Annotated in this window: 8 protein-coding genes and 1 tRNA gene; 4 read left to right on the top strand and 5 right to left on the bottom strand. The window is 68.6% G+C overall.

From position 1 onward, the window contains the following. Nucleotides 1-17 precede the first annotated feature (17 nt). Both JFB92_RS08785 and JFB92_RS08790 read right to left on the bottom strand, forming a co-directional pair. Complete coding sequence (locus JFB92_RS08785) at nucleotides 18-1,079, bottom strand: branched-chain amino acid ABC transporter permease (protein WP_199037119.1); 1,062 nt, start codon at nucleotides 1,077-1,079, stop codon at nucleotides 18-20. Continuing rightward, nucleotides 1,076-2,083: a branched-chain amino acid ABC transporter permease gene (locus tag JFB92_RS08790; protein WP_199037121.1), complete on the bottom strand. Its 1,008-nt coding sequence runs from the start codon at nucleotides 2,081-2,083 to the stop codon at nucleotides 1,076-1,078. Before JFB92_RS08790 ends, JFB92_RS08785 begins: the two co-directional genes overlap by 4 nt. A 431-nt stretch (nucleotides 2,084-2,514) precedes the next feature. Here JFB92_RS08790 and JFB92_RS08795 point away from each other — a divergent pair, with 431 nt between their 5' ends. The 4 genes from JFB92_RS08795 (at nucleotide 2,515) to JFB92_RS08810 (ending at nucleotide 10,425) form a co-directional block, all read left to right on the top strand. After that, a complete protein-coding gene (locus JFB92_RS08795) occupies nucleotides 2,515-3,687 on the top strand; it encodes a XylR family transcriptional regulator (protein ID WP_199037123.1) in 1,173 nt (390 codons plus the stop codon). 175 nt (nucleotides 3,688-3,862) lie between these two features. Then, on the top strand, nucleotides 3,863-4,975 hold the full coding sequence (locus tag JFB92_RS08800; protein WP_199037125.1) for a Gfo/Idh/MocA family protein: 1,113 nt from the start codon (nucleotides 3,863-3,865) through the stop codon (nucleotides 4,973-4,975). Next, nucleotides 4,972-5,850, top strand: coding sequence for a sugar phosphate isomerase/epimerase family protein (locus JFB92_RS08805; protein WP_199037127.1), 879 nt, complete (start codon nucleotides 4,972-4,974; stop codon nucleotides 5,848-5,850). The genes JFB92_RS08800 and JFB92_RS08805 overlap by 4 nt, the downstream gene beginning before the upstream one ends. A 78-nt stretch (nucleotides 5,851-5,928) precedes the next feature. Continuing rightward, nucleotides 5,929-10,425: a ThuA domain-containing protein gene (locus tag JFB92_RS08810; protein ID WP_199037129.1), complete on the top strand. Its 4,497-nt coding sequence runs from the start codon at nucleotides 5,929-5,931 to the stop codon at nucleotides 10,423-10,425. A 115-nt stretch (nucleotides 10,426-10,540) separates the two neighbouring features. Here the strand turns inward: JFB92_RS08810 and JFB92_RS08815 are convergent, their stop codons facing one another. From JFB92_RS08815 to JFB92_RS08825, 3 genes are all read right to left on the bottom strand, one after another. Then, nucleotides 10,541-11,692, bottom strand: a complete 1,152-nt coding sequence (locus tag JFB92_RS08815; RefSeq protein ID WP_199037131.1) for an SGNH/GDSL hydrolase family protein — start codon at nucleotides 11,690-11,692, stop codon at nucleotides 10,541-10,543. 10 nt (nucleotides 11,693-11,702) lie between these two features. Beyond that, nucleotides 11,703-12,293 carry a TetR-like C-terminal domain-containing protein gene (locus JFB92_RS26540; protein ID WP_199037133.1) on the bottom strand — a complete coding sequence of 197 codons (591 nt, stop codon included), beginning with the start codon at nucleotides 12,291-12,293 and terminating at the stop codon, nucleotides 11,703-11,705. A gap of 261 nt (nucleotides 12,294-12,554) precedes the next feature. Then, nucleotides 12,555-12,631, bottom strand: a tRNA-Met gene (locus JFB92_RS08825). Nucleotides 12,632-12,670: the final 39 nt, after the last annotated feature.

Below are 12,670 nucleotides of genomic sequence, written 5' to 3' on the forward strand. Positions count from 1 at the left end.
ATTCGATATAGGAATGCTTATTTATCGATAGATTGGGCACGGTGGGACGCCCCTTCGGACCGATCGGAGGTCTCCGCGACGGGCCGACGCCGGTCCGAGAGCCGCCGCCGGAACCGGTCCGCGATGCCGGCCAGCCCCTGGGGTGAGAGCACCATGATCAGCAGCACGACCACTCCGATCACGGTGTTGAAGCGGGCCTCGGTGATGCCGATCCGGTCGACCAGCGGCAGGTCCCGCAGGTAGGTGAACATCGCGACGTAGACGAAGGCGCCGAGCCAGGCTCCTTCGAAGTACGACACGCCCCCGATCACGGCGATGATGAGCAGCACCAGGGTCGGCCCGATCCCGATCGAGGCGGGGTCGATCTGCCCGTTCCACCACACGTTCACCAGGCCGCCGAGTCCGGCGACGAACCCGCCGAGGGTGAACGCGAGGGTGCGGTGCAGCGGCACGTTGAACCCGAGCGAGGCCATGCGGACCGGGTCGTCCCGCACGCCTTGCAGGGCCAGGCCGAAGGCGGTCCGTCCGAGGGCCCGGAAGCCGATGTAGGCGAGGACCGACAGGGCCAGCGCAGTGTAGTAGAGGCTCACCGGTGCGGCCAGCTCGTCCGGCCGCTCGATGCTGGTGATGCCGCTGGGCCCGGAGATCTCGGTGACCTGGGCGAACACGAAGTACCCGATGACGGCGTACACCATGGTGAGCATCAGGTAGTACAGGCCGGTGGTGCGGCTGGCCAGCGCCCCCAGCAGGAAGGCGGCGACGGTGGTGACGATCAGCGCGAAACCGACGGCGGTCCACGGGGGCAGGCCGAGGTTCAGACCGCGTGAGCCGACCTCCAGTGCGGCGTTGCCGTACATGAACCCGGCGACGCCGAAGAACAGGAACTGGGCGAGCGAGACCATGCCGCCGTACTTGGCCAGGAACACGATGGTCGCCGCGGCCAGGCCCATCATCAGGGTCTGAGTCATGACGAAGTTGATGAAGAACGCCGAGGCCACGGTCGGCAGCGCCGCCAGGACGACCACCGCCAGCGCGAGCGAGGCCGCCCGCCAGTTCAGCATGGACGATCCGGTCCTCATGCCGGCCTCCCGTACAGTCCGTAGGGTCGGACCGCCAGCACCAGGGCGAGCAGGCCGAAGGTCAGGATGATCGCGTAGTACGAGTACTGCGTGGGCAGGTATGCGGGCGAGAACGCCACCACCGTCCCGTACAGCAGCGACCCGGCGGCCGCGCCCTTGATGGAGCCGAGCCCGCCGATGATCACCACCACCAGCGAGTTCAGGAGCCAGGAACCGTCGGTGCCCGGTGCCGCCCCTGAGAAGGAGGCGCCGAGCACGCCGCCGACGCCGGCCAGGAACGCCCCGGCGAAGAACACGACCGCGAACACGACCCGGATGTTGATCCCCAGGCCCCGCACCATCTGCCGGTCGTCCACTCCGGCACGTACGACCAGGCCCAGGCGGGTCTTGTTGAGCCACAGCCACAGCAGCACTCCGATCACCACGGCCACGCCGAGCATGAACAGGCGGGTGGTGGCGTAGCGCTGGCCGAAGATCTCTATGAAGTGCGTGACCGAGCCGGGCCAGACCATGCGCTGGGCGAGTCCGCCGAATTCGCGCAGCATCTGGTCGGCCAGCACCACGGTGATCGCCAGGGTGATGAGCGCCTGGCGCAGCTCCTGTCCTTCGTTCCACTGCAGGAAGACCTGCTGGATCACCATGCCGGCGAGGGCGGCCACCGTCGCCCCGACCAGCATGGGCACCAGCCAGTCGACCAGACTCACTTCGGACGGTTCGATGTTGCGGGTCTTGCCGAGCATGGCCTGCTGGACGCCGATCGCCACGTAGGCCGCCAGCAGGAACAGCGAGCCGTGGGCCATGTTGACCGTTCGCATCAGCCCGAAGATCAGGGTGAATCCCGAGGCGGCCACGAACAGCAGTCCGGCGAAGGTCACCGCGTCGAGCGCGGTGACCATGAACGTGCCGGGGTTGTCGAGTGCGGTTCCGGCGGGCGTATCCGCGGCGAGGAACAGCACCCAGGCCACCGCCGCCGCGGCCACGGCGGCAGTGACCAACGCAGGCAACCGTCTCCTGGTTGCGGTCATGTAGGTCCTCCGAGGGGATTTGCTGCGTCGGTGAGGAATCGTGACGCAGTCTCAGCATTGAGTGACGACAGCGTATAAACATTCGATGTATGCGGTCAAGCACTCACTTAAAACGAGTCCGGTATGTACGAATTTTGCGAGCGAACCGGTCCGCTGACTCGAATTTTCGAATGACGAAGAGCTTCGGGGCGAGCGCCATCCGGAAACCTCCGGCATCCTTTTTCCAATCATCAGATGTTTTATCGTGACACTTCCACCTCCTACCGCAACTCCTCGCCGAAGCGGACCTCGGCGACCGGGCCGGAAAGGGGTCGTCGGTCGAGGTCGACCTCCTTGGGTTGCCACCAGGCTATGGACTCACCCAGGGAGTACGCCATGCGTGATCACGCAAGGATGCTTAGATATTTCACATGTCCCCCGAGCGGACGCGCCACGTCGCGCTGCTGATCGAAACCTCGAACGCGTACGCGCGCGCCCTGCTGACGGGCGTGCACCGGTACGCCGAGGACCGGGGCGGCTGGTCGATGTACCTGGGCGAGCACAGCCGCCAGGAGACCGACTTCTCGTGGCTCGAAGGCTGGCGCGGCGACGGCGTCCTGGCGCGCATCGAGACCGAAGCGACCGCGCGGGTCGTCCAGCGGCTCGGCCTGCCGACGGTCGACCTCAGCGCGGCCCGGATCCTGCCCGACCTGCCTGGAGTCGAGACCGGCGACGACACGATCGCCCGGTGGGCGGTCGAGCACTTCGAGGAGCGGGGACTGCGGCACTTCGCCTTCTGCGGCGACCACCGCTTCGCGTGGGCCCTCAATCGGGGCACGTGGTTCGCCGAGCACGTCCGGCGGCGCGGCCTGGCGGCCCACGAGTTCCAGATGGTTCCGTCCGGCCGGCGCGCCGTCGACCGCGCCCGACTCGCCGGCTGGCTCGCCGGGCTGCCGCGACCGGTCGGAGTGCTGGCTTGCTACGACATCGCCGGGCAGGAAGTCCTGGAGGCCTGCACGATCGCCGGCCTGGCCGTGCCGGACGAGGTCGCCGTACTCGGCGTGGACAACGACGAGCTCATCGCCAACCTGACCTCTCCCCCGCTGTCCAGTATCGAGCCGGACTCCGTCCGGATGGGGCACCTGGCCGCTCGGCTCCTGGACCAGATGATGGACGGCGAGTCCATCGAATCGGGACTGCGGCTGGTCGACCCCGTCCGGATCGTGACGCGGCAGTCCTCGGACGTCCTCGCCGTCGACGACCCGCTGGTCGGAAGCGCGCTCCGGTTCATCCGGGACCGCGCCGACCAGAACCTCAAGGTGGAGGCCGTCCTGCGCGAGGTCGGACTCTCCCGGCGCGCGTTGGACGACCGCTTCGGCAAGCTGCTCGGCCGCTCCGTGCACGCTGAGATCCTGCGCGTCCGCATGGCGCGCGTCGCCGAACTGCTGTCGACGACCGACTGGACGCTGCAGCGCATCGCAGAGCGGCTCTCGTTTCCGCACTCGGAGTACATGAGCGTGGCGTTCAAGAAGTACACCGGCACCACGCCGGGGGCCTACCGGCGCACCGTCAACGGCCGCGGCGAACCGCATCCCGGAACCTGACCGGAGGCCGGTGGCCGACCGGCCCGGGAGATCGTCCACTGAGGTCTCCATCGGCGAATCCGCGTGGCACCACAACCCGGCAGCCAGGTGAAATTTCTCATCATCAATGCGTGATCACGCATGGAGAACTCCCTGTGCCCGTCCATAGCCTGGTTGCAACACAAGGAGGTCGACATTGTCTGAAAAAGTACGGGTCGCGATCGCCGGGCTCGGATTCGGAGCCGAGTTCATTCCGATCTACCAGGCGCACCCCGATGCCGAACTGGTCGCCGTGTGCCAGCGGTCGAAGGACGACCTGGACCGCGTGGCGGACTCCTTCGAGGTCCCGCGCCGGTACACCGCCTTCGACGAGATGCTGCGCGACCCCGATATCGACGCGGTCCACATCAACACCCCGATCGCCGCGCACGCCGAGCACACCATCGCCGCCCTGGAGGCCGGCAAGCACGTGGCGTGCACGGTGCCCATGGCGACGACCCTCGACGAGTGCCGGGCCATCGTCGCCGCCGTCCGCGAGTCGGGCAAGCGCTACATGATGATGGAGACCGTCGTCTACTCACGAGAGTTCCTCCACGTCCAGGACCTCGTCGCGGACGGCACGATCGGCAGGCTCCAGTTCATGCGGGGCTCGCACCACCAGGAGATGGCCGGCTGGCCAGGCTACTGGGAGGGCCTGCCGCCCATGTACTACGCCACGCACGCGGTGAGCCCGGTGCTCGCTCTGGCGAACACGCTGGCCGAGAGCGTCGTCTGCCTCGGATCCGGCCGCATCGCGCCGAACCTCGAAGCGCACTACGGATCGCCGTTCGCCGTGGAGAGCGCGCTGCTGACCCTGCGCGACACCGAAGTCGGAGCAGAGATAGCGCGCTCGCTGTTCGAGACGGCCCGCGAGTACGTCGAGAGCTTCACGGTGTTCGGCGACCGGGCCACCTTCGAGTGGGAGCAGACGCAGGGGTCGGGGCATGTCCTGCACGTCGGCGAGGCGCCGGCGCGCATCGACGTCCCCGACTTCGCCCACCGGCTGCCGAAGGAGATCGCGCGGTTCACCACTCGCGGCGTCTACGACGAGGAGAACGAGCACCTCTCGTTCGTCCAGGGGGCCGGTCACGGCGGCTCGCACCCGCACCTGGTGCACGAGTTCGTCCGGAGCATCGCCGAGGACCGCGCTCCCGCGGTCGACGAGGCGACCGCCGCGAACTGGACGTCGGTCGGGATCTGCGCCCACGAGTCCGCCATGCGCGGCGGGGCTCGGGTCGCCGTCCCGGATTACGCGGAGGTGCGGCGATGAAGCAGCGGAGGACGTACGGCGTCAACACCTGGATCTGGTGCTCGCCGCTCACCGACGAGCTCCTGGCCGAGCTCGCGCCGCGCATCGCCGAATGGGGGTTCGACGCGATCGAGCTGCCCGTGGAGGACATCGACGACTGGGATCCGAAGCGCACGGCGAGACTGCTCGACTCGCTCGGCCTGACTCCCACCCTCGTGCTGGCCATGGGCGAGGGCCGCGATCTGGTGGCGGCCGACAGCACCACGATCGACTCGACCCGCGATTACATGCGACGCGTGATCGACCTGGCGCACGCCGTCTCTGCACGGGTGGTCGCCGGCCCCGCCTACGCGTCGGTGGGCCGCACTTGGCGGATGTCGCCGACGGAGCGGCGCGGCTGCTACCTGCAGCTTCGGGACGGGCTGGCTCCGGTGGTGGAGCACGCGCGCCAGGCCGGGGCCGTCCTCGCCGTCGAGCCCCTCAACCGGTTCGAGACCAGCGTGCTCAACACCGTGGACCAAGCGCTCGAGGCCCTCGAAAGCCTGCCGCCCGAGGCTTGCGGGCTGGCTCTGGACACCTTCCACATGAACATCGAGGAGCGGGACCTGCCCGCGGCCGTCCGCCGAGCGGGTTCGAGGGTCGCGCACGTACAGGTCTGCGCCAACGACCGGGGCGCCCCCGGCGCCGACCACCTCGACTGGCGCGGCTTTCTGGCCGCGCTGGACGAGATCGGCTACGGCGGTCCGCTGAACATCGAGTCGTTCAGCGGAGACAACAAGACGATCGCCACCGCGGCGTCGATCTGGCGGCCCCTCGCAGCGGACCAAGACGCGATCGCCGTAGACGGTCTCGCGTTCCTGTCCGGGCTGGACGGAGAGGGGGCGCCGATGCGCTGACGCCGCCCCGCGGGGCGAGGTCGCGGTGCCCGGCGACGTGCCGCCACCGCATCGAAGACAAGACACTGTGAGGTGATCATGCAAAGACGCAATCGATTCACGGCAGGTGCGACGACGACGGCGGTGCTGGCTTCGGTCCTGGTCGGGGCCGCATTCGGCTCGGCGCAGGCACACCCGGGCCACGAGCACGACTTCGACGTGCTGTTCTTCCACAAGACCACGGGCTTCCGGCACGATTCGATCCCGGCGGCCATCGCCGCGGTCGAACAGATGGGGGCCGACCACGACTACTCGGTGACCGAGACGCAGGACGCCGCGGTCTTCACCGACGGCACCCTGGCGGACTACGAGGCGGTGGTGCTGTTCACCGACGGTGAAGCCACCCTGAACGCCGAGCAGCGGTCCGCGTTCGAGGACTACGTGCAGGACGGCGGCGGCGTCGTCGGACTCCACTCGGCCTCGAACATGGACAAGACCGACTGGCCCTGGTGGTCCGACCTGATGGGCGGCGCGTTCTTCAAGAGCCACCCCTCCGGGGCGGACCAGTTCCAGGAGGCCACGATCCACATCGAGGACGCGACGCACCCGTCGACGGCGGCACTGCCGGCCGAATGGGTCCGCACCGACGAGTGGTACAACTTCACCGCGAACCCGCGCCAGGACGTCCACGTCCTGGCCACCCTGGACGAGACGACCTACGACCCCGGACCCGACGCGATGGGCGAGGACCACCCGATCGCGTGGTGCTCGAACTACGACGGCGGACGCAACTGGTACTCGGCGCTCGGGCACCAGCCCGAGCACTGGGACGAGCCGTTGCTGCGCGAGCACGTCCTCGGCGGCATCCAGTGGGCCGCCGGGGCCGCCGAAGGCGACTGCGGCGAGCCGCGCGACGGCCTGCCCACCGAGGACTCCTTCGAGAAGGTCACGCTCGACGACACCACCGAGAACCCGATGGAGCTCGCGGTCGCGCCCGACGGACGGGTCTACTACGTCGAACTCGGCGGTGCGCTCAAGGTCTACGACCCCGAGTCCGGCGCCGTCACCACGGTCGCGAACATCGACGTGCACCGCGGCAACGAGAACGGGCTGCTGGGCATCGCGCTCGACCCCGACTTCGCGACGAACCAGTGGATTTACCTCTTCTACAGCGCCCCGGACGAGGAAGTGCAGCGCATCGCGCGCTTCACCGTGGACGGCGACACGCTCGACCCGGCGTCCGAGCAGATCCTGCTCGAATTCACCCACCAGCGGGAGGTGTGCTGCCACTCGGCGGGGTCGATGACCTTCGACCCGGCCGGCAACCTGCTGGCCTCCACCGGCGACGACACCGCCCACTTCGCCTCTGACGGGTTCGCGCCGATCGACGGCCGCGTCCACGATGAGCACTCCAGTGAGGACGCCACGCGCGCTTACGACGCCAGGCGCACCTCCGGCAACACCAACGACCTGCGCGGCAAGATCCTGCGGATCACTCCCGAGGACGACGGCACCTACTCCATCCCGGAGGGGAACCTGTTCCCGCCCGGGACGGAGGGCACCCGGCCGGAGATCTACACCATGGGGCACCGCAACCCGTTCCGGATCGCCGTCGACGACGAGACCGGCTGGGTCTACGCCGGCGAGGTCGGACCGGACGCCGGAAGCGACAACCCCGACCGCGGCCCGCGGGGCTACGACGAGTGGAACCAGATCCGCGAGGCGGGCAACTACGGCTGGCCGTACTGCATCGCCGACAGCCAGCCCTACCGGGAATGGGACTTCGCCACCGAGACGCCGGGCGAGCTGTTCGACTGCGAGAACGGCCCGGCCAACGACTCGCCGTTCAACACCGGCATCGACACGGTGCCGCCGACGGAGGACGCCTTCGTCTGGTACCCGTACGGCGGCTCGCCGGAGTTCCCGGAGATCCCCGAGGGCGGCGGTCGGTCCGCGTTCGCCGGCGACGTCTACAACTACGACCCGGACCTGCTGGGCGACGGCCAGTTCCCGTCGTACTACGACGAGGCCGTATTCGTCATGGAGTGGTCGCGGAACTGGATCGGGATGCTCCGCCTGGACGAGAACGGCGACTACGCAGACTTCGAGCAGTTCATGCCGAACACCTTGTTCCGCAGCCCCCACGATATGGAGTTCGGGCCGGACGGCGCGATGTACCTCATCGAGTGGGGAATCGACTTCAACTACGGCGGCGGCGGGGTGAACCCGGACTCGGGCCTGTACCGGATCAACTACACCGACGGCGCCCGCACTCCGGTCGCCGAGGCGTCCTCGGACGTCGACTCGGGCCCCGCGCCGCTGGAGGTGTCGTTCACCGGCGACACCAGCCACGACCCGGACGGCGACTCGCTGACCTACGCCTGGGACCTGGGCGACGGCACGACCTCGGACGAGATGAACCCGACGCACACCTACACCGAGCCCGGCGAATACACGGCGCGGCTGACGGTCACCGACCCCTCCGGTCGGTCCAACAGCTCGAACGTGGTGATCGTCGCCGGGAACACCCGACCCGAGGTGACCATCGACCTCCCGGCCGACGGCCAGGTCTTCTCCTGGGGCGACGAGATCCCGTATCAGATCTCGGTGAACGACGCCGAGGACGGGACCGGGGACGCGATCGACTGCGAACGGGTGACCGTCCAACAAGGACTGTACCACGACGAGGGCGGCAATGCGCACGTCCATCCCGGACAGCAGCAGATCGGGTGCGAGGGCGTGATCCTCACGCAGGCCGACGCCGAGCACGGCGACGCGGCGGACATCTCGCTCGTCGTCTCCGCAAGCTATACGGACCTCGGCGGCGAGGAGGGCGCCCCGCAGTTGACCGGTGCGGTGGCGCACTTCCTGCAACAGGAACGTAAGGAGGTGGAGCACTACGCCGACGCCTCCGGCATCGACGTGTTCCCGGCGAACGATGCCGAGACCGGCGGCGGCGACGCCATCGAAGGAAGCGGCGGCGACTGGACCTCGTACGAACCGTACAACCTCGACGGTGTCGAGGAAGTCACGCTGCGGGTCGGAAGCACCCAGGACACCACCTTCGAGCTGCGCCGCGACGCGCCCGACGGGGAACTGCTCGGCACCGGCGACATCACGGCGAGCACCGAAGTCGAACGGTCCGCAGGGCCCGACGGGTTCGGCAGTGCCGTGCCGCTGGGCGGCGACAGTTCCGTCGAGAGGGTGGACCTCCCCGAGGACGTGGTCAGCGGCGTCGAGGACTTCACGGTCTCCGTGTGGGTCGACTGGGACGGCGGACAGGACTGGGCCCGGATCTTCGACTTCGGGTCCGACACGTCGAACTACATGTTCCTCACCCCGAGCGCGGGCGGGACCGGCAACCTGCGGTACGCCATCACGACCGGGAGCAATGGAGCCGAGCAGCAGATCAACGCTCCCGGCGCGCTGCCGACGGACGGGTGGCACCACGTCGCGGTCACGCTCTCGGGGAACACCGGGACGCTGTACCTCGACGGTGAGGCGGTCGGGACCAACACCGAGATGACGCTGAGCCCGGCCGACCTCGGCCAGACCCCGAACAACTGGATCGGCCAGTCGCAGTGGCCGGATCCGCTGCTCGACGGCGCAGTCGACGACTTCAACATCTTCGATCGGGCGCTCACCGCCGAGGAGATCGGGTCGATGGTCGCCGAACCGGGCGGTTCCGTCGGCGGCGGCGACGTCGCCTGGTATCAGTTCGAGGGGACCGGCGGCGATGCCGTCGATTCCTCCGGGCAGGGCAACGACGGCACGATCGTCCTCTCGGACGGGGCCGTCACTTGGCAGACGGTGACAGTGGACCTGGCTCCCACCCAGGGGTCGTTCCCGCTCTACCTGGTCTTCCCGGACGGCGCCGTCCGCATGAACTGGATGCAGTTCACGGCGGCGGACCCGGTCGACCCGGGTGAGTCGGGGATCTTGACGGGTGTGGGCTCGGGTCGGTGCCTGGATGTGCCGGATCAGTTGACCGAGAACGGCACACCGGTGCAGATCTGGGACTGCTGGGACGGTCCGAACCAGCAGTGGACCTACACCGACGCCGGTGAGCTGACGGTCTACTCCGGGGACTCGCGCAAGTGCCTGGACGCCGAGGGCGCCGGTACGACGAATGGGACGGCGGTGATCATCTGGGACTGCCACGGCGGGTCGAACCAGCAATGGAACGTGAACGCCGACGGCTCGATCACCGGTGTCGGTTCGGGGCTGTGCCTGGACGTGTCCGGTGCCTCGACGGCCAACGGCGCTCAGGTCCATCTCTGGACCTGCCACGGCGGCGACAACCAGAAGTGGACGGGGATCGCGGCGGACCCGGTCGATACGGCGTCCTGCACCGAGCCCGACCAGCGTTCCACCGTGGTCGTCGGCGACGTCGACACCGAGGTCGAGAACTACTCGCTCCCTGACGGGTGCACGGTCAACGACCTCGTGCTCGACGAGCAGGAGTGGGATTCTCGACGAGAGTTCAGGGAGCACGTCCGCACGGTGGTCAGGCAGCTGATCTTCGACGGGGTCCTCACCAACCAGGAGGGACGCGACATCCGACACGCCGCACGGGAGGCCGACTGGCAGAACTGATCCGGTCGTCATCAGGCGACCGACATCGATGAATGCGGGGCACCGCCGTCTCGGCGGTGCCCCGCACTGCTGCGCCGCTCAGAACTGGAATCGAGCGCGGCACCTCTCAGCGGCTTCACGCGGTGGCGAACGGGCCTCCGGTCTCGAAGGCGAGCTGGGCGAAGCGCGTGCCGATCAGTTCGTGCGCGTCGGTGTCCGGGTGCAGCGCGTCAGGAAGCGGAATCTCATGGGAGTCGGCCTCGCTGTAGAGGGCCGTGCCGTCGAGATAGTGGAGGTTCGGATCCTCCCGGCGTTCGACGATCCCGGCGAGGGCGTCGCGGATCACCGTGAGGGTGAGGCGCCCCAGTTCCGTGTCGCCGGGCTGCCCGGCGGCGGCGAATCGCACCTGCCCGGCGGCGAAGCCCTGGGGATCGAACATGCCGGGCCCCGGCGTGTGCTCGTGGATGCCGCAGTGGATCGGCGAGACGAGGACCAGCGGCGTCTCGGGATGCCCGTCGCGGATCGTGTCGAGAAATCCATGCACCGCAGGGACGAACGTCCGCAGCCGCATCGCGTCCGAGTTGACCACGTTGATCCCGAGCTTGACGCTGATCAGGTCGGCGGCGGTGTCGCGCATGACGCGCGCTGCGAACGGGTCGACGAGGGCGCTGCCTCCGAATCCGAGGTTGCGCAGGTCGACGCCGGCCATCCGGGCGGCCACGGCCGGCCAGGTTCGCGCCGGCGTCGCGGCATTGGAGCCCTGGCTGATCGAGCTGCCATGGTGAAGCCAACGGCGTCCGTTCCGGGGCGCGGGCGCGACCCGGGCGTCGGTGCGGAGCTCGACGAGCTCGACCGCCTCGTTGTGCGGCAGCCACAGTTCGACGAGCTTCTCCCCGGCGCCTAGCCCGGTGAAGCGCGTGGCATGCGGCTCGCCCGGCACGAATGCCGTCTCGCCGGTCCCCAGATCCGTCTCGTACGCATCGCCGCCGGTGAGCGGATCGCTCGCGAGGAGTCGGTGATCGACGACCAGGTCGACGCCGCCCCGGGGGCGGTCGAGCCCGCGATAGGCGAGGCGGGCGGGTCGGGTGACGAGCTCGACGTCCTGCGCTTCGGTGACCACAGCCACCCGCACCCCGGAGGGCTGCGCCTCCATCGCCGGCAACCGCTCATCGGGGCACTGGGCGGCGACCCAGGCGGGCAGCCGATGCGGCCGCAGCCCGCGAGCGGTCGGCTCGAGGTACTCGCAACCGTGCACCAGCTCGGGTGTGAGTGGCGTGCGAACGGCCATGGGATCTCCTTCATCTCTCCGTGTTCTCATCCGCCGCGGCCGGCCAGGAGCGCAGCAGCGAGTCGAGCGCTTCCAGCGCCCGCGCCCAGGAGCGGTCCGGTTCCGGACCGCTGTGGTCGAAGCTCCCCACCGACTCGAGATTGATGAATCCGTTGATCACGCTGCCGACCAGTCGGATCGCGTGGACGTGCTCCTCCTCGGGCAGTGCGTAGCCGCGCAGGACGGCGCGGTTCAGCGCCACGACGGTGCGCGCCGCATCCGAACCGGCCACGGACGCTCCGACTCGGCGCTGGAGCGACTGCCATCGGCCCGGCGACGCTGCGGCGAAGGATCGATGCGCGTCCGCGAGTCCGCGCAACGCGGCCGCGCCGGACAGTCCCGCTGTCGCGAGCGATATCCGCTCGCCGAGATCGCGCAGCGCCGACTCCGAGATCCCGTCGCGCAGTGCCGCGAGGTCCCTGACATGCGAGTAGAGGCTCGGCGCCCGAACGTCGAGTGCGCGCGCTACAGCCGATAGCGAGACGGCATCGAACCCGACGTCGTCAGCGAGCGCGACGGCGGCCTGGACGACGTCAGCGGCAGTGAGGTTGGATCGAGGCACACTCCGATTCTATAGCCTGTAGCTAAAACCCTATACCCCGTAGGAATCAATTGAGACGTTCGGCTCACATCGCGGACGGCACGGCCCTGGGCGACCAGGCGTTCGCCGACGCCGAAGCGGTCTTCACTCTGGATCTCTCGCCGTCGTCGGAATTCCCGGCAGCGCCGGGTGATCATGGTCCATCCGAGTAACGAGCAAGCAGGGGGAACAGAAAAACCCGGTCCCCTCATTCGAGGAAACCGGGTTTCACCTGGTATTTCTTGGTAGCGGGAGCAGGATTTGAACCTACGACCTCCAGGTTATGAGCCTGGCGAGCTACCGAGCTGCTCTATCCCGCGTCGGTAATAACAAGCGTACATGATCCCGGAAACGGACTG

Origin of the sequence: Glycomyces salinus, assembly GCF_016428645.1 — a bacterium.
Lineage (GTDB): Bacteria > Actinomycetota > Actinomycetes > Mycobacteriales > Micromonosporaceae > Glycomyces > Glycomyces salinus.